This window comes from Klebsiella sp. K5-204 (genome assembly GCF_030128585.1).
GTDB classification, from domain to species: domain Bacteria; phylum Pseudomonadota; class Gammaproteobacteria; order Enterobacterales; family Enterobacteriaceae; genus Klebsiella; species Klebsiella quasipneumoniae.
On the sequence record NZ_JAKUZS010000001.1, the window covers coordinates 631,335 to 647,614 of the forward strand.

16 protein-coding genes are annotated in these 16,280 nt (G+C 61.0%); 5 read left to right on the plus strand and 11 right to left on the minus strand.

Going from position 1 to position 16,280, the window contains the following annotated elements; genetic code table 11:
• Positions 1–57: 57 nt before the first annotated feature.
• Positions 58–1,008 carry an FAD:protein FMN transferase gene (locus tag MKR05_RS03125; RefSeq protein ID WP_178944484.1) on the plus strand — a complete coding sequence of 317 codons (951 nt, stop codon included), beginning with the start codon at positions 58–60 and terminating at the stop codon, positions 1,006–1,008.
• Here the strand turns inward: MKR05_RS03125 and dcuR are convergent.
• The gene (gene dcuR, locus MKR05_RS03130; RefSeq protein WP_044522752.1) at positions 989–1,708 is read right to left on the minus strand and encodes a two-component system response regulator DcuR; all 720 of its coding nucleotides are present in this window, start codon (positions 1,706–1,708) and stop codon (positions 989–991) included. The genes MKR05_RS03125 and dcuR overlap by 20 nt on opposite strands.
• Positions 1,705–3,321 (minus strand): sensor histidine kinase, encoded by a 1,617-nt coding sequence (locus MKR05_RS03135; protein ID WP_023289525.1) that lies wholly within the window; start codon positions 3,319–3,321, stop codon positions 1,705–1,707. The genes dcuR and MKR05_RS03135 overlap by 4 nt, the downstream gene beginning before the upstream one ends.
• 155 nt (positions 3,322–3,476) lie before the next feature.
• On the opposite strand from MKR05_RS03135, the gene MKR05_RS03140 reads away from it, so the two are divergent.
• The 4 genes from MKR05_RS03140 (at position 3,477) to MKR05_RS03155 (ending at position 7,919) form a co-directional block, all read left to right on the plus strand.
• Positions 3,477–3,797, plus strand: a complete 321-nt coding sequence (locus MKR05_RS03140; RefSeq protein WP_044522762.1) for a hypothetical protein — start codon at positions 3,477–3,479, stop codon at positions 3,795–3,797.
• A gap of 199 nt (positions 3,798–3,996) precedes the next feature.
• The gene (locus MKR05_RS03145) at positions 3,997–4,917 is read left to right on the plus strand and encodes an N-acetylmuramic acid 6-phosphate etherase (RefSeq protein ID WP_044522765.1); all 921 of its coding nucleotides are present in this window, start codon (positions 3,997–3,999) and stop codon (positions 4,915–4,917) included.
• A 307-nt stretch (positions 4,918–5,224) separates the two neighbouring features.
• Positions 5,225–6,835, plus strand: coding sequence for a malate dehydrogenase (quinone) (gene mqo, locus MKR05_RS03150; RefSeq protein WP_135734263.1), 1,611 nt, complete (start codon positions 5,225–5,227; stop codon positions 6,833–6,835).
• Positions 6,836–6,992: 157 nt separating this feature from the next.
• Entirely contained in the window at positions 6,993–7,919 is a 927-nt protein-coding gene (locus MKR05_RS03155) for a LysR substrate-binding domain-containing protein (protein ID WP_023289529.1), read from the plus strand.
• Here the strand turns inward: MKR05_RS03155 and mdcH are convergent.
• From mdcH to MKR05_RS03200, 9 genes are all read right to left on the minus strand, one after another.
• On the minus strand, positions 7,909–8,811 hold the full coding sequence (gene mdcH, locus MKR05_RS03160; RefSeq protein ID WP_284118059.1) for a malonate decarboxylase subunit epsilon: 903 nt from the start codon (positions 8,809–8,811) through the stop codon (positions 7,909–7,911). The two genes, MKR05_RS03155 and mdcH, sit on opposite strands and share 11 nt — an antisense overlap.
• On the minus strand, positions 8,811–9,428 hold the full coding sequence (locus tag MKR05_RS03165; protein WP_101991922.1) for a malonate decarboxylase holo-ACP synthase: 618 nt from the start codon (positions 9,426–9,428) through the stop codon (positions 8,811–8,813). The genes mdcH and MKR05_RS03165 overlap by 1 nt, the downstream gene beginning before the upstream one ends.
• A gap of 3 nt (positions 9,429–9,431) precedes the next feature.
• Positions 9,432–10,391, minus strand: a complete 960-nt coding sequence (locus MKR05_RS03170) for an AEC family transporter (RefSeq protein WP_048297443.1) — start codon at positions 10,389–10,391, stop codon at positions 9,432–9,434.
• Positions 10,392–10,527: 136 nt separating this feature from the next.
• The gene (gene mdcE, locus MKR05_RS03175) at positions 10,528–11,328 is read right to left on the minus strand and encodes a biotin-independent malonate decarboxylase subunit gamma (protein WP_284118060.1); all 801 of its coding nucleotides are present in this window, start codon (positions 11,326–11,328) and stop codon (positions 10,528–10,530) included.
• Entirely contained in the window at positions 11,328–12,161 is an 834-nt protein-coding gene (locus MKR05_RS03180) for a biotin-independent malonate decarboxylase subunit beta (protein ID WP_049003718.1), read from the minus strand. The genes mdcE and MKR05_RS03180 overlap by 1 nt, the downstream gene beginning before the upstream one ends.
• Positions 12,154–12,453 carry a malonate decarboxylase acyl carrier protein gene (gene mdcC / locus MKR05_RS03185; RefSeq protein ID WP_049013501.1) on the minus strand — a complete coding sequence of 100 codons (300 nt, stop codon included), beginning with the start codon at positions 12,451–12,453 and terminating at the stop codon, positions 12,154–12,156. Before mdcC ends, MKR05_RS03180 begins: the two co-directional genes overlap by 8 nt.
• A 17-nt stretch (positions 12,454–12,470) precedes the next feature.
• Positions 12,471–13,313 carry a triphosphoribosyl-dephospho-CoA synthase gene (locus MKR05_RS03190; protein WP_060590803.1) on the minus strand — a complete coding sequence of 281 codons (843 nt, stop codon included), beginning with the start codon at positions 13,311–13,313 and terminating at the stop codon, positions 12,471–12,473.
• Positions 13,313–14,968, minus strand: a complete 1,656-nt coding sequence (gene mdcA, locus MKR05_RS03195) for a malonate decarboxylase subunit alpha (protein ID WP_023289537.1) — start codon at positions 14,966–14,968, stop codon at positions 13,313–13,315. Before mdcA ends, MKR05_RS03190 begins: the two co-directional genes overlap by 1 nt.
• A gap of 220 nt (positions 14,969–15,188) precedes the next feature.
• Positions 15,189–16,223 carry an AI-2E family transporter gene (locus tag MKR05_RS03200; protein WP_284118061.1) on the minus strand — a complete coding sequence of 345 codons (1,035 nt, stop codon included), beginning with the start codon at positions 16,221–16,223 and terminating at the stop codon, positions 15,189–15,191.
• Positions 16,224–16,280 lie beyond the last annotated feature (57 nt).

Sequence of the window (16,280 nt, forward strand, 5' to 3'; positions counted from 1 at the left end):
TGTTGATGCCGGGCCGGCGCTGTCGCCGCCCGGCTTATCCCTACTAAGGAGAGCCCGATGTCTGATAACCGCGTCTATAGCTACTCCGCCGTTCTGATGGGTTCTCCCATCCTGCTCAAACTCTGCTCCCATGATGAGGCGCTGGCCTCCCGCGTATTTCAGTTAATCAAGCGCTACGAAGATCTGCTTACCGTTAACCGCGCCGAGTCGCAGGTGATGGATATCAACCACGCCGCCGGACGTCACCCGGTGACCGTCAGCCGTCCGGTCTTTCAGCTCATTCAGTGCGCCAAAGCCGCTAGCATGGTGCGCGACAGCGCCTTTAACCTCGCGATTGGGCCGCTGGTGAAGCTGTGGCGGATTGGCTTTCAGGGACACAGCGTGCCTGACGCCGGCGAAATCAGGGCCCGGCTGGCGCTGACCCGCCCGCAGGAGGTGATCCTTGATGAGGCAACCTGCAGCGTGTTTCTTCAGCAGCCGGGGATGGAGCTGGATCTTGGGGCGATCGCCAAAGGCTATATCGCTGACCGGGTGCGTGATTATCTGCGTCAGCAGCAGGTGGAAAGGGCGCTGATCAACCTCGGCGGCAATGTGCATACCCTCGGCGAATGGGCTATTGGCCTGAAAAAACCGTTTGCCGATGCGCAGGCGCTGATCGGTTCCCTGACGGTCAACGGACAGTCGGTAGTCACCTCGGGCACCTACGAACGTTATTTCGAGCAGGACGGCAAGCGCTGGCACCATATTCTCGACCCGCGCAGCGGTTACCCGCTGGACAACGAACTCGACAGCGTCACGGTGATTTCCAGCGATTCTTTAGACGGCGATATCTGGAGCACGCTGCTGTTTGGCCTCGGCGTCGAGAAAGGCTGCGCAGCGTTGCGTCATCGGCAGGATATCGACGCGATTTTCGTCACCAAAAATCGCGACATTATACTGTCATCGCCGCAGCGCTTGCGCTTTGCGTCGCTGGACAGCGGCTACCGCGTTACTGACTGTACTGCTTAAGCAAACTGTACTGTTCGGCCACCAGGCGGTAGCGATAGACCGGCCGCCCGGTGGCGCCGTAGTGGATAGTGGTATAGAGAATATTGATCTGCGCCAGCCAGATCAGATACTTGCGGCAGGAAACACGGGAGATATTCACCGCCGCCGCCAGCTCATCGGTAGAGAATTCAACGTTCGGGTGAGCGTCAATCCACTGGCACAGGGTGCGCAGGGTTTGCGCGGTGAGCCCCTTGGGCAGCTTGCGCGCGTCGCTGGCCTCCGGCGCGCCGCCGTGCAGCAGGCGGTCAACGTCGGCCTGCTCGTAATAGGGCTGACCGGTTATCAGCTTGCGCTTCTCCCGCCAGGTGGTGAGCGCCTCTTCAAAACGGGGAAACTGGAAAGGTTTAATCAGGTAATCGACCACTCCGTAATGCATGGCGGTCTGCACCGTGGCGGCATCCGCCGCCGAGGTGATCATGATGACGTCGATGGCGCGCCCCGATTTACGGATAGTCGGCAGCAGATCGAGCCCGCTGTCCTGCTGCATATAGACATCCAGCAGCACCAGATCGATCTCCAGCTGCGGATCGTTAATCATCTCCCGGGCTTGACTGAGCGTCGAGGCGCTCCCGCTGCAACGAAAGCCGGGAACCCTTGCCACGTACAGGCGATTCAGTTCGGCCACCATGGCATCATCGTCAACAATCAACACATTTATCACGCACGTTTCCTTTTACTATCCCAGGGGAGATGAACAAAAAATTGGGTAAATACGCCGGGTTCCGACTCGACGGCGAGGGTGCCGCCCAGCTCGCGTAATTGCTGGTTGGCGAGAAACAGCCCGACGCCGCGATTCTCGCCTTTGGTGGAGAAGCCTTTGTTAAAGATAGCGTCGATGTTGTTTTCCGGGATCCCCGGCCCGTCGTCGCTCACTTCACCGCTTAGCCAGCCGTCCTGATAGTGCAGCAGCAGGCCGATTTCGCCCTCCGCCTGACCGCTCATGGCGTCCAGCGCGTTCTCGATAAGGTTGCCCAGCACCGTCACCAGCACGGTGACCTGCTTCTCATTCGGGCAGTCCGGCACCAGGCTCTCTTCCGCCAGCTTAAGGGTAAAGCCGCACTCGGTGGCGCGCTGCATTTTACTTATCAGAAAGCCGGCCACCACCGGGGATTTAATGCGGTGCTGAATATCGCCGATGTCCGCCTGGTAGCGGTGGGCGGTCTGCAGCACGTACTCCTCGAGTTTGCCATAGCTTTTCATATTCAGCAGGCCGAGGATCACGTGCAGTTTGTTCATAAACTCATGTGAGGTGGTGCGCAGGGCATCCACATAGCTCATCATGCCGTCCAGCCGCTGCAGCAGCTGGCTGACTTCGGTCTTATCGCGGAAGGTACAGATGGCGCCGACCACCGCCTCCTGGCTGCGGATAGGCACCGTGTTGCTGATGAGCAACAGGCCATTGCACCCCAGCTCGCGGTCGTACATCGGCTCGCCGCTGTGCAAAACCGTCTGCAGGTCGGCCAGCAGCGGGGTATGCGCGAGGGTCTTGTCCGGCCCGGAAAAGAGTATCTCGCGCGCCGCCGGGTTGATCAGGTTAACCTCACCATGGGCATCGACGGCCACCACCCCCTCCTTGAGGGCGTGAAGCATGGCCTGACGCTGCTGAAACTGAGTGGAGATTTCGTGCGGCTCCAGCCCCAGCAGGACGCGCTTCAGGCCGCGCACCAGGCTCCAGGTGCCGATGGCGCAGACCAGCGCGCTGAACAGGATGGTCAGCAGCACGTCCCAGCGGCTGTTGGCGATCTGCTCGTCCACTTTACTCAGCGAAATGCCGACCACTACCACGCCAATCTGCTGATGCTGGTCGTTGAACACCGGGGTAAATACTCGCAGCGCCGGGGCCAGCACCCCGTGGTTAATGGCCACGTTCTCTTTTCCCTGCAGCGTCGGCTGGATATCGTGGCCGATGAAGGGTTTGCCAATAATTGAGCTGTCCGGATGCGAATAGCGAATACCGTGCATATCGGTGACGATAGCGTACAGCAGGTCGTTGCGCCGGGTGATGGCCTGCGCCAGCGGCTGAATAATCTGCTGCTGCGGCGGCGCCGCCAGTCCGCGCTTCACCTGCGGCATATCAGCCATGGTGCGCGCCACCGCCAGCGCGGTCTCTTTCAGGCCGTCGCGGGTGGCATTGCTGATCTGCATATACCACAGGGCATAGACCAGCAGCAGCACGGCGCCGATCACGCTGCCAATCATCAAGGAGACGGCGGTGCTCAGCTTTAGCGGTAAGGCGCGTTGACGAACGCGAGGCGGGTGCTCTGATGCCTTCATGACGATCCCGGATAGATTCAGTGAACGATTATTATCGCTGATAGCGCGGCATTCATAAAGCCGTGTAATCAAAGCAAAAGGCCGCTTTTGCTACGGTAGCCTCGGCCCGTCCACGATAAACTGTCGCTTTTCGCCACAGGCTTAAGGCAGACATGATGGAACTGGCATCTCTGGTCCGGGATATCCTCCGGCAACAGCACGTTGAACGACTGACGCAGCATCGTGAACAGGACCGTGAAGCGGAAGCAGAGTGGGAGATCGCGCGCTGGCGGCATCGCAGCGGGGTGGTGATCCAGCACCGCTACGAGCTCGAGCTTCCGCAACAGGATGCCGCCTCCTGCCCGGAGTGCTGGATCGACTGGCAGGTTATCGATAGCGCCGGCCTGAAGGTGAAGCCAATGCGCAAACAATTTTATAACCTCTGTCAGCAATCCTTCTGGCTGGCCATGCAGGCGGAAGGCGAAGATAAGACCTGAGACAGGATTGCTCAGATAATCGGCAATTGCCCGTGAACGGGCGATCGGGACGGTAAACTGTGACCCCGACGGCGGTAAAGCGCGGAAGATTCCCCTTATAGTGGCGACAGAGGTTAAATAGTCCTGATGAATATAAGGATATGCATCAGGCCGCTGATTTCGCCGAGATGCGCTTTTTCTGTCGTAAATGGAGGTTGTTATGAGCAGTTCGCTAACCGCGTCAATGCAGGCACGTCGTCACCCGGATACCACCCACATCGATCGCCTCGCCACCGCCGACATGCTGGCGATGCTGCATCAGGATGATAAGCAGATATCGGAGGCGGTCGGCGCCTGTCTGCCGGATATCGCCCGGTTGATTGATATCGCCACCGCGACAATGAGCCGGGGAGGGCGTCTGGTCATTATCGGCGCCGGGGAATCAGGCCGCACGGCAGTCCAGGCGGTCAGCGACTACTCTCCGGAAGGCAAACACGCGCTGGTGGGGCTGATTGCCGGTGGCCAGACGGCGGCGATGGCCGAGCGGGAGACGGCGGCGAATAATTACGATCTTGGCGCCTTCGAGCTGCAGTCGCTGGACTTTTCCAGCCACGATATGCTGCTGGCGCTGACCGTTAGCGGCAAGACCCCGTGGGTCTGGGGGGCGATGCGCCACGCCTGGTCGCTGGGGGCCCCGATCGCGGTGGTGACCCAGCAGGCGGCCAGCGAGGCGGCGCAGCTGGCGGATATTGTTATTGCTCCGCAGACCGGGCCGGAAGCGGTGGCGGGTTTGACCAATCCGAAGGCCCGGCTGGCCCAGCGGCAGATCCTTAACATGGTGTCGACGGGCCTCGCTATCCGTGACGGCCGGGTGTACAGCAACCTGCGGGTGGATCTGCAGGCTGACACTCCGCACTGGGCGGAGCGGCAGGTGGCGATTGTCATGGCGGCCACCGACTGCACGCGCAGCGAAGCAAAAGCCGCGCTGACCCGCTGCCACCACCATTGCCGCACCGCGATCCTGATGCTGCTCAGCGGGCTGGACGCCTGGCACGCGCGGGAGCTGCTGACCAAACATCACGATCATCTGCGTCTTGCCCTGCGCGAAGCCCAGCGCAGCGCTGTCACTCCCGCCCATTAAGCCTGTCGCCAGGCGCGCACCAACGGTGTGCGCGTCTGGACTTTATTAACTAAAGAAATCCCTCTTTTCTATTTTCCCCGGCAATCGCGCTGAATTTTCAGCGATAATTTTACGGCGACTTTTATTTTTTGCGTCGTTCTGATTTTTTAAGTTAAATAATTATTTGATTAAAAATGCGAGAGTGTAAATGATATTTTAAAATAAAGTAAAAGTGCGTTAATATGCTGCCTCTTATTACCGTGTGCTACGTGATAATTCTATTATGCCTGCAATGAAAAAAACGATTATTTCCTTTACCGCATTAGCGATGTTCGTCAGCGCGGCGACGCATGCTGAAGCGGATACCTCTAAAAAAACTGACTTCCTGCTGATTGGCGGCGGGATCATGAGCGCCTCGCTTGGCACCTGGCTGCAGGCGCTGCAGCCGGACTGGGACCTGACGATGGTGGAGAAACTGGACGGCGTGGCCCTGGAATCTTCCAACGGCTGGAATAACGCCGGTACCGGTCACTCGGCGAATATGGAGCTGAACTATACGCCGGAGCGGGCCGACGGATCGATTGACGTCAGCAAAGCGCTGGATATTAACGAACAGTTTATGATCTCCCGTCAGTTCTGGTCGGCACAGGTGAAGCGCGGTATTTTGCACGATCCGCACTCCTTTATTAATTCCACGCCGCATATGAGTTTCGTCTGGGGCGATAATGTCGACTATCTACAGAAGCGTTATACCGCGCTGCAGCAGACCACCTTATTCCAGGGGATGAAATTCTCCACCGACCACGCGCAAATTAAACAGTGGGCGCCGCTGGTGATGGAAGGCCGCGATCCGCAGCAGAAAGTCGCTGCCACCTGGACGCCGGTAGGTACCGACGTTAACTATGGCGAAATCACCCGGCAGCTGATCGGCAGCCTGAAGAAAAACAGCCATTTCACCCTGCAAACCTCCTCTGAGGTCACCGATTTCAAACGCAATGCCGATAACTCCTGGCACGTGACCATTAAGAACGTGCAGAGCGGGGAAGCGCAGACTATTGACGCGAAATACGTCTTTATCGGCGCCGGCGGCGGCGCGCTGAAGCTGCTGCAGAAAACCGGTATTCCGGAAGCGGACAACTATGCTGGCTTCCCGGTGGGCGGTTCGTTCCTGATGACCGAGAACCCGGCGGTCACCGCGCAGCACCTCGAGAAAGTGTATGGCCAGGCTTCGGTCGGCGCGCCGCCGATGTCGGTACCGCACCTTGACGCCCGCTACCTGGATGGCAAACGCGTGGTGCTGTTTGGGCCGTTCGCCACCTTCTCGACCAAGTTCCTGAAAAACGGTTCCTTCTTCGACCTGTTGAGCACCACCACCACTGACAACGTGCTGCCGATGACCCACGTCGGACTCGATAACTTCGACCTGGTGAAATATCTCGTCAGCCAGGTGATGCTCAGCGATGATGACCGCTTCGCCGCGCTGAAAGAGTACTACCCGGACGCGCGTAAAGAGGACTGGAAGTTGATCCAGGCCGGCCAGCGCGTGCAGATCATTAAGAAAGACGCAGAGAAGGGCGGCGTGCTGAAACTGGGCACCGAAGTGGTGGTCGATCAGCAGAAAACCATTTCCGCGCTGCTCGGCGCGTCGCCGGGGGCTTCCACCGCCGCGCCGATCACCCTCAATGTGCTCAAGCAGATGTTCCCGACGCAGTTTAACTCGCCGGAGTGGCAGACCCGTATCCACCAGATCGTGCCGAGTTACGGTCAGAAGCTGAACGGTAACGTGGCGCTGACCCAGCAGGTTTGGGATGATACCGCCGCGACCCTGCAGCTGACGAAACCGCCGGTGATCCAGATGCCAGCGGCTGCGCCCACCGCGACCGCGAAGCCGGCGGAGCCGCAGCGCGACGCCTCGCCGCAGCACGATATGGCGCTGTAAAATCAAACTCGATAGAGAACAAAAGGGAAGACCACGGTCTTCCCTTTTTTGCGTTCCTTGCCGGCCTAAGCCGCTCTCTGCCTGCAACTTTGCCGTCATAAACGATATACTGATTTGAATTGAAAAAAGAAAAGCAAATCAGGAGTGTGGAAGGGCTATGCAAGACGATATCAACCAGGAGATCACCTTCCGCAAGCTGTCGGTCTTTATGATGTTTATGGCGAAGGGCAATATCGCCAGAACCGCCGAAGCGATGAAGCTTAGCAGCGTCAGCGTTCACCGCGCGTTGCATACCCTGGAAGAGGGGGTGGGCTGCCCGCTGTTTGTCCATAAAGGGCGCAATCTGCTGCCGCTGCAGGCGGCGTGGACGCTGCTGGAATATTGTCAGGATGTGATGAGTCTGATGAGCCGCGGCCTTGAGGCGACGCGCAAAGTCGCCGGCGTCGGCCAGGGGCGGCTGCGCATCGGCACCCTCTATTCCCTGACCCTGGAAACCGTCCCGCGCATTATCATGGGTATGAAGCTGCGTCGCCCGGAGCTGGAGCTGGATCTCACCATGGGCTCTAACCAGATGCTGCTGGATATGCTGGAAGATGACGCTCTCGACGCTATCCTGATCGCCACCAATGAAGGGGAGTTCAACAATACCGCTTTCGACGTGGTGCCGCTGTTTGAGGACGATATCTTTCTCGCCGCCCCGGCGACAGCGCAGCTGGATAGCACACAGCTTGCTGACCTGCGCGATTACGCCGACCGGAAATTCGTCTCGCTGGCGGAGGGGTTCGCCACCTATGCCGGGTTCCGGGAAGCGTTTCATATCGCTGGCTTCGAGCCGACGATCGTCACCCGGGTGAATGACATCTTTTCGATGATTAGCCTGGTGCAGGCGGGCGTCGGGTTTGCGCTGCTGCCGGGGCGGATGAAAAAAGTCTATGAAAAAGATGTACAGCTGTTAAAGCTGGCGGAACCGTACCAGATGCGCCAGCTGATCTCGATTGTCTATTCACACCATCGCGAACGCGATGCCGACCTGCTGGCGCTGGCGGCGGAAGGGAGAATGTACGCCCGGAGCCTTAATCGCTAAGCCGCTGCGCCAGATGGCGGGCGACGTCCACGCCGCTGCGTTCCAGCGAAAGGGTCTCTCCGCGCCAGCCCGCCTGGCGGGTCAGGCAGGTCAATACCCCGCCGGGGGGCATCTCAATGGCTAAGCGCGCGTCGCGCTCATCGGCGGCGATCATCGCCTCCTGCCAGTGGACGGTGCGCGCCATGTTCATCGCCAGATCGTCGGCGATCCGCTGCGGATCCCACAGCACGCGCGCCGTCGAGCCGCTTAAATAGGCGCACTGCGGGCGCGTTAAGGTCAGGTTGGCAAAGGCTTTTGCCAGCGCTGCGGCGGGTTTATCCAGCAGCGCACAGTGCGATGGCACGCTGACCGCCAGCCGCTGCGCCTTGCTGGCGCCCGCCTGCAGCGCCAGCTGTGCCACTTCGGCCATGGCTTCATCGCGTCCGGCGATCACAATCTGCGTTTCGGCGTTGAGGTTGGCGAGATAGACCTCGTGGCCCTGCATCAGCGCCTCAAGCCGCGGGCGGGTCAGGCCCATAATCGCCGTCAGCCCGTAACCTTCAGGATAGGCCTGCTCCATGAGATCGCCGCGCAGGGCTACCAGCCGCAGCGCGCTGGCGAAATCGAGCGCGCCGGCAATGACCGCTGCGGGAAAGGCGCCGATGGAGAGGCCGCTGACCATCTGCGGATTAACGCCCTGGCGCTGTAGCTCGCGCGCCCAGGCTACCCCGACGATCAGCAGACAGAGCTGGACCGCACGGGTGTGTTTTAGCGCATCAGCGCTATCGAGAGTCTCGACTTCATCCCCCAGCACGGCGCGCGCCTGGCTGAGGATCGCTTCGCGGTCGGGGATAGCCGCCAGCATGCCGGGACGCTGGGCACCCTGTCCGGGAAAAGTAAACAAAATCTTCATCATTCCTCCCTGCGCCACGGCGCAGCGGTTAAGCGCGCGCCGCGGGACGTTTTCAGCAGCGCTCGCCCATCGCGTAGCCACTCATTGAGGGCGAAGGCGCCGTATGGCGTTTCGACCTGGGTATCGGCGCGGCACGGGAGCTGTGCCACCCGGGACTGCCATTCCAGCAGCGCCTCGCGGGCCAGCGGCTGCGGGGCGCGGATCAGGAGATCCAGATCGCTTGCCGCATGAAGTACCGGGATTTCGGTCGCCAGCGCGTAGCCGGTGCTGCCGGTGATGCCCCAGCGCCAGGGCCAGTCGCCCAGCGTCAGGGCGATAGCCGCCTGGACCGGCGGCTGCGAAACAAAAGGGGAGCCCAGCAGGCGCTCGCGCTCCACCAGCATCTCCGGGGTGACGCTGCGCACGATATTGTGCGCCTGTACCCAGCCGGCGGCGCGCTGTTCGCGCTTCATGCCCCGCACCCCAACCGGGATGCGGCCCTGGCCGTCAACATCGCGCCTCACCACCACCGGCAGCGCGACTCGCCACTGCTGAGCCACCCACGGCTCGGCTATATCTTCCAGGGCGCTGGCGTGGTTTAACCACACTAAATCGTGGGGACGCGGCGTTGATGACATGGTTTACAGTCCTGAAGTCAAAGAGATAAACAGCGGTAGCGACAGGATACACAGAACCGAGCTCAACAGCAGCACGGCTTCAGCATCCGGGGACTGCACGCCGAAGCGGTTGCCGAAGACCACGCCGAAGAAGCCGGCGGCCAGGGCAATCATCAGGATCGCGGTAATGGCGATAGAGCCGTGCAGACCCAGCAGCATCACCAGACCCCAGGCAATAAACGGCTGCACCAGCAGTTTCACGATGGTGGAGGTGGCGATCAGCGCATTGAGCTGCAGTTTACGCGCCGAGAGGATCACCCCGGTGAGGAACAGCGCCGCGGCGGTGGCGGCCAGGCCCAGCGGTTTGATGGCGGCCAGCAGCAGGTCCGGCATTTTAATGCCGATAGCGGAAAGCACCACCCCGAGCAGCGGGCCCCAGACGATCGGCTTTTTCACCGAACGCCACATCAGCACCGGCAGCATCGCCAGCGTAGAACCGGTGGTTTCCCCCGCGGCGCGGGCTTTTTCACGTTCCAGAATCAGCAGGCAGAAGGGGGTCATCAGTACCGAACCGCAGGCGATAGAGACCGCCACCGACAGCGAAGTCGATGCGCCTTCACCCAGCACGCTGCCGAGGATCGGCAGGCCCAGCGCGGCATAGTTCGGCAGGGCGACGGTGAGGGTCAGCACCGCGGCATCCTGCGGGGTGCGTTTGAAGACGCTGGTGGCGAGGAAGTAAATCCCGGCGTAGGTGATCCACATCGCGCCAGTGAGCACCAGCACCAGTGGCGACTGGGCGACGATACCGGCCCACGGAGTTTGCACCGTGGCGCTGAACAGCGTAGCGGGTAAGGCAAAGTCCATTACAAAGATATTGAGCAGGGAGACATTTTTGTTATCTACCATCCCGGCCTTACCGGCCCAGAAGCCCAGCAGCATAATGACGAAAATCGGGGCAAGAGCATGAATAATCACATAAGTCATAAATCACCTGTAAATAAAATAGAGTACTGGCGCGATTGTTATTTTTTCTAAAAGCCGTCCCTACCCGGCGCGGTTATGACGCGCTCCGGGGGACGGCTTCCGGCAGGTTTTCTTCTACTACTTACGTACGAACGTGTTACCAGCTGGCGCGCATCAGGTCGCGGACCCGCTGCGAGCTGCGGCGGTTTTCCGCACCCAGGCGGCACTTCAGCGAGGGATCCTGGCGCGCGTCAGTGATGGCGTCGCGCAGGGTGTGGCTCACCAGCGCCAGATCGTGGTCGTCAGGGGCGTCCGGATGGCTGATGTCAAGCAGAGCGGAGAGCAGGCCGAGCGTGGCGTAGTTGCTGACGTCATAGGCCATCGGCGGGATGGTCGCCGCCAGTTTCTCCAGTGCCTCCACGCTGCGCAGGGTAATGCGCGCGGCCGACGCTTTACCCATCGCGTGGACCAGTACGCCGCTGTCGTTAAAGGCGATCAGACGGTTGGCCTGGTAGCCGTGGGCCAGAAACGCCCCGGACATCGCTTTGCCGACGATCAGGCCAATCACCGGGTGGCCGGCCAGACGGGCTTTGGCGTAGGCGCCTGCCGCTCCGGCCAGCGCCTGGTGAATACCAAAGGCTTCTTCGCGACGGCCATAGGCCTGGCTCGGCACATCGATCACGGCGACGATCGGCCGTTTGCGGGCCTGGTCGGCGTCGGCGGCGATGGTTTCATTGACCACTTTCGCCAGCGTCCAGCCTTCCAGCAGGCCGACTTCACCGCCGGCGGCGCGCGGGTAGTGGTTGTTGGCGTCAGGCACCACGGCGATAAAGCGGACGCTTTCGCCATCAATCTGGCCATCTGCGACCTGCACGGAAGGGCACAGGCCGCTCATCAGCGGCGCCTCGGGCGCCAGTTTGTTCAGCCATAGCGCGGCGCGGTTTGGGAACTGACTCATTATTTTTCCTCCCGGGCAAAAAGCTGTTTAATCTGCGCGGTATCCGCCTGCTGGCGGGTGTCGAACTGGCTTAAACGGCGCAGATAGTCGTCATAATTGTCGCTGCGGTGCTGCGCCGGTACGCCTTTGGCGATCGCCTCGTTCATTGCGGTTTTAACGGCGTTAACGCCATCGTTAACCAGCGCGTCGACCAGCCCGCTGGCGGCGCGAATTTCACCCCCGGTCATGCTCCAGATAAACGGCCGGTTACGCGAGTCGTACTCTTCAATGCCGGCTTCCTGCTCGATAACCTGCGGGCCGTTGAGGCCGAGACGGGCTTCTCGGGTGACGATGAGATAGCTGCACAGCGCGGCGGCGATGGACATGCCGCCGAAGCAGCCGACGGTGCCAGCGATGATGCCGACTACCGGGGTGTAGCGGCGCAGATCGACAATCGCGGCGTGGATATCGGCGATGGCGGCCAGGCCAAGGTTGGCCTCCTGCAGACGTACGCCGCCGGTTTCGAGGCACAGGACCGCCTGCGTCGGAATACCGTTGCGGTTATCCTCCGCCGCCAGCTCCAGCGCGGCGGCCATTTTGGCGCCGGAGACCTCGCCCATACTGCCGCCCTGGAAGGTGCCTTCGATAGCAATCACCACCGCCGGCTGGCCGTTGATAGTGCCTTTGGCGACCACCATACCGTCGTCGGACTGCGGGACAATGCCCTGCGCGCCGAGCCACGGCGACATAATGCCGTCAAACGGATCCAGCAGTTCACGGTAGCTGCCGTCGTCCAGCAGTGCGTGGGCGCGTTCGCGAGCGCGCAGTTCGATAAAGCTGCGATCGTTACGCATGAGCGGCCTCCTCAAAGACTTGTTCAATACGAATACGGGCGACGCCCGGCGTGGCGCCGAAGTCGTGAATAATCAACTGCCCGGCGGGCAGGCCGTTGATCAGGCTCAGCCGGTCGAACAGCGCCTGCCAGCGCGCCTGGCTGTTATCCACCGAGGTGGTAATTTGCACGCTGAGCGTATCGCTCCCGGCGGCGGTATAGAGCACTTCCATATCGCCTGAACCTACAACCCCTGCCAGCGCTCGGCCGCGGAGGGCGCGGCTGGCAGGAAATGACAATGTAATCTGTTCCATAACATCCTCTGAATGCGTTAGCCGGCAACCCGGTCGAGAAACAGGGTGGCGGCAAGGAGATCGGCGGCGCCGCCCGGCGAGGCGTTGTGCGCCAGCATCTGCGCGTCAAGCCGCGCCAGGGCGGCGCGTCCTTCGACGCTGGCGCAACCGCCGGCCGCCAGCACCGCGCGGGCGCCCTGCTGCATGGTCTGCAGGCCGGTCATGCCGGCGCGCGACAGCACGCAGGTATCGCTCAGCGAGGTCATGATGGCCATCAGCGCGTCAAGTTGCGCCTGCGGCTCGCTGGCGCCCCGGGCGCGGCTTTGCTGTAACTGCGGCAGCGCCAGGGCGGTGATATGCGGGAAACCGCGCTGCGCCTCTTCGCGCGCGCCCGGCACCTGCCAGCGGCGGCTGGCGCGTAGCCCTTTACTGAAGCTTTTCGGCGCCAGGCCGTCGGGCAGGCGGGCGAGGGCGGCGGCGGTGTCGGCGATCGCCTGTGAATGACCCGCTCCCCCCAACATCGCTACCGCGCTGACCAGCAGCCCCAGCGCCCAGATGGCGCCGCGGTGGGTATTGACCCCGCCGGTGGACTGCATCATCTGCGCTTCGCCTTCCCGGCCGAGGCGGCCGACGGTTTCGCGCAGCGCGATATCCGCCGGGCGGCGCCAGCTTTGCTGGGCCAGCGCGTGGAAGGTCGGCTGCAGGCTGCGGGCGGAGCGTTCCATCAGCGCCAGCGTGAGGTCCTGATGCGCGCCGCTGCCGCGGCTGTCGACCAGACCCGGTTTCGGGCTCAGACGGGCTTCGTCAATCAGACAGGCGCTGGCGGTATCCGCCAGCCAGCTGACGCGGCTTTCTGCGTGCAGGGGGGAGAGAATTTTCATTACCAGCTCCGGAATTTTGCCGGTGGGTTGTACAGTCCGTCGGACCATTCCACCAGGTCGGCGACGCTGCCGGCGGCCAGCAGCGAACGGGTGGCCTCGCTGCGGCGAATGCCGAGATCTTCCGGGTAGACCACTTTGCCGCTCTGACGCAGGGCAGCCACGCGTTTCGCGTCCACTCCGAGGCCAATGTCGGTGATCCCGGCCACGGCGGCGACCATCGCCCGGCGCTCTTCCAGGCTTTCCGCACGATACAGGTAGGCGATACCCTCTTCGGTCAGCACGTGGGTGACGTCATCGCCGTAAATCATCACCGGCGCCAGCGGCATGCCGGAGGTTTTGGCGACGTCGACCGCGTCGAGGGTCTCAACAAAGGTCGGCTTCACCCCGGCCTGAAAGGTTTCGACCATCTGCACCACCAGTTTTTTACCGCGCTGCATGGGGTCTGGCTCGGTGATCATATTGAGCCAGGCAGGGGTGGCGTGGCGGCGGCCGTGCGGATCGTGGCCCATGTTCGGCGCGCCGCCGAAGCCGGAAAGGCGGCCGCGGGTGACGGTCGAGGAGTTAGCCAGACCATCAACCTGCAGGGTCGAACCGATAAACATATCCACCGCGTATTGCCCCGCCAGCTGGCAGAAGGCGCGGTTGGAGCGCATGGAGCCGTCCGGGCCGGTAAAGAAGATATCCGGACGGGCGCGGATGTACTCTTCCATCCCCAGCTCGCCGCCGAAGCAGTGCACGCTCTCCACCCAGCCGCTCTCAATCGCCGGGATCAGCGTCGGATGCGGGTTCAGGGTCCAGTGTTTACAGATTTTGCCTTTCAGACCGAGCTGTTCGCCGTAAGTCGGCAGCAGCAGTTCGATGGCGGCGGTGTTGAAGCCGATCCCGTGGTTGAGGGACTGCACCTGATGCTCGGCGTAGATGCCCTTGATCGCCATCATCGCCATCAGAATGTGTTCTTGCTTAATCAGGCGCGGGTCGCGGGTGAACAGCGGTTCAATAAAGAACGGCTTGTCGGCGACCACCACGTAATCAATCCACGAGCCGGGAATATCGACACGGGGCAGATCGCACTCGTCGTCCACCAGTTCGTTAACCTGGGCGATAACAATACCGTCGTGGAAGGCGGCGGCTTCCACCAGTGCCGGGGTATCTTCGGTACTCGGCCCGGTATACAGGTTACCTTTACGGTCGGCTTTGTAGCCGGCGATCAGCGCGACGTTGGGCGACAGATCGACGTACAGGCGGGAGTAGAGTTCGATATAGGTATGAATGGCGCCGATTTCCAGCAGGCCATCTTCCAGCAGCTGCGAAATGCGCAGGCTTTGGGTACCGGAGAAGGAGAAATCGAGTTTGCGGGCGATACCTTTTTCAAACAGGTCCAGATGCTCGCTACGCCCGACGCTCGGCATGATCATATGCAGATCGTGGATTTTCTGCGGATTGACTTCCGCCAGCATGCGGGAGAGGAAATCGGCCTGCTTCTGGTTGTTGCCTTCCAGCACCACCCGGTCGCCGGGGGCGATCAGGTTTTCCAGTACGCTGACCAGCTGGTCAGTGGGGATGACTTTGCCGGGGATGTTGGCCTCGGCCAGCCGCCGCTGCTTTTCCGTCCGGCGACGGTTCCAGACCCGCCCCGTCGTTTGTTCGGCATTCATTATTAACCTCCTGATTCGACAAATCGTTTTGTTTGTCCTGGTGGAGGGTAGTGTGCGATGCGAGGCGCGGAGCATCAATTAAGCACGGCGGCCAATCGTTAGCCTGAGAGTAACAATTGTGATTGGCCCTTTGTGATGAGGATCAATAATACGAAAGGCGTAGTGGTCTACCACAGGTGTCAGGGAGAGGGGGCCGGCCAGTCGCCGGCCCGGGGAAGGGTTACTCTTTGCTCACATCACTTAATAAGAATGCGATGCTCTGGCCGCCGCTGGTCTGCTCGAGGGCGATTTTGACGATGATCGTCAACGGCACCGACAGGAGCATACCGACCGGACCCAGCAGCCAGCCCCAGAAGATCAACGACAGGAATACCACCAGGGTGGAGAGTCCCAGGCCACGCCCCATGATCCGCGGTTCGAGAATATTGCCGAACACCAGGTTAACGATCAGATAGCCGGCCAGCACCACCAGCGCCTCGTACAGACCGCCGAATACCAGGACCTGCAGGATCGGCGGGATGGCCGCCAGCACGGAGCCAATATTGGGAATATAGTTCAGCGCGAAGGCCAGCAGCCCCCACATAAAGGCGAAACGCACGTCCAGCAGAACCAGCATGCCCCAGACCACCAGCCCGGTGACCAGGCTAATCGCGGTCTTCAGCACCAGATAATGCGACACGCTGTCGATGGCGCGCTGAATGGCCCCCATGCCTTCTACCGGGCGGGACATCAGGTGCTGCAGTTTGGCGGGCAGTTGCGGAACCTCCAGCAGCATAAACACCACCGTCAGCAGCAGCAGAAAAATCGAGGACATGGCGTTCGACAGCTGAGTGAGCAGACCGGTGACCAGGGTCATCACGGCGTTGGGGTCGATGTATTTGTTAAGCTCCACCACCGAGACGGTAAAGCCCAGGCGCTGCAGCCAGGGAGCGATGGTTTGCATCGGTTCGTAGAGATAGTTGCGGTACTGCGGCAGGGTGCGCGCCAGCTCGTTAAGCGAGGTCCCCAGCGAGGCCAGCAGCACAACGGCTAACATGACGATAAGGCCGATCAGCAATGAGATCGCCAGCACGCGTGGCACCCGGCAGCGGACCAGCAGCTGGACCAGCGGATTAATAATCACCGCCAGAAAAAGCGCGAGTATAAACGGGACAATAATGTCTGCCGCAAAGCGAATGCCGGTCAGGATGATCACCAGCATGCCCAGCATGATGACCATCTTTAATCCGTTAAGTGTAATAATAGGTTTAGCCATAGGATCCCGTCCTCAATCTTCCTTGCCTGTTAACAGGTTGCGTTACATTAGCATAAT

Coding starts and splice junctions, on each gene's coding strand:
- MKR05_RS03165 (WP_101991922.1), bottom strand. CDS start 9,428: ATGTCATCAACGCCGCGTCCCCACGATTTAGTGTGGTTAAACCACGCC.
- MKR05_RS03190 (WP_060590803.1), bottom strand. CDS start 13,313: ATGAAAATTCTCTCCCCCCTGCACGCAGAAAGCCGCGTCAGCTGGCTG.
- MKR05_RS03145 (WP_044522765.1), top strand. CDS start 3,997: ATGAGCAGTTCGCTAACCGCGTCAATGCAGGCACGTCGTCACCCGGAT.
- MKR05_RS03135 (WP_023289525.1), bottom strand. CDS start 3,321: ATGAAGGCATCAGAGCACCCGCCTCGCGTTCGTCAACGCGCCTTACCG.
- MKR05_RS03125 (WP_178944484.1), top strand. CDS start 58: ATGTCTGATAACCGCGTCTATAGCTACTCCGCCGTTCTGATGGGTTCT.
- MKR05_RS03155 (WP_023289529.1), top strand. CDS start 6,993: ATGCAAGACGATATCAACCAGGAGATCACCTTCCGCAAGCTGTCGGTC.
- mqo (WP_135734263.1), top strand. CDS start 5,225: ATGTTCGTCAGCGCGGCGACGCATGCTGAAGCGGATACCTCTAAAAAA.
- mdcC (WP_049013501.1), bottom strand. CDS start 12,453: ATGGAACAGATTACATTGTCATTTCCTGCCAGCCGCGCCCTCCGCGGC.
- mdcH (WP_284118059.1), bottom strand. CDS start 8,811: ATGAAGATTTTGTTTACTTTTCCCGGACAGGGTGCCCAGCGTCCCGGC.
- mdcE (WP_284118060.1), bottom strand. CDS start 11,328: ATGAGTCAGTTCCCAAACCGCGCCGCGCTATGGCTGAACAAACTGGCG.
- MKR05_RS03170 (WP_048297443.1), bottom strand. CDS start 10,391: ATGACTTATGTGATTATTCATGCTCTTGCCCCGATTTTCGTCATTATG.
- MKR05_RS03180 (WP_049003718.1), bottom strand. CDS start 12,161: ATGCGTAACGATCGCAGCTTTATCGAACTGCGCGCTCGCGAACGCGCC.
- mdcA (WP_023289537.1), bottom strand. CDS start 14,968: ATGAATGCCGAACAAACGACGGGGCGGGTCTGGAACCGTCGCCGGACG.
- MKR05_RS03140 (WP_044522762.1), top strand. CDS start 3,477: ATGGAACTGGCATCTCTGGTCCGGGATATCCTCCGGCAACAGCACGTT.
- MKR05_RS03200 (WP_284118061.1), bottom strand. CDS start 16,223: ATGGCTAAACCTATTATTACACTTAACGGATTAAAGATGGTCATCATG.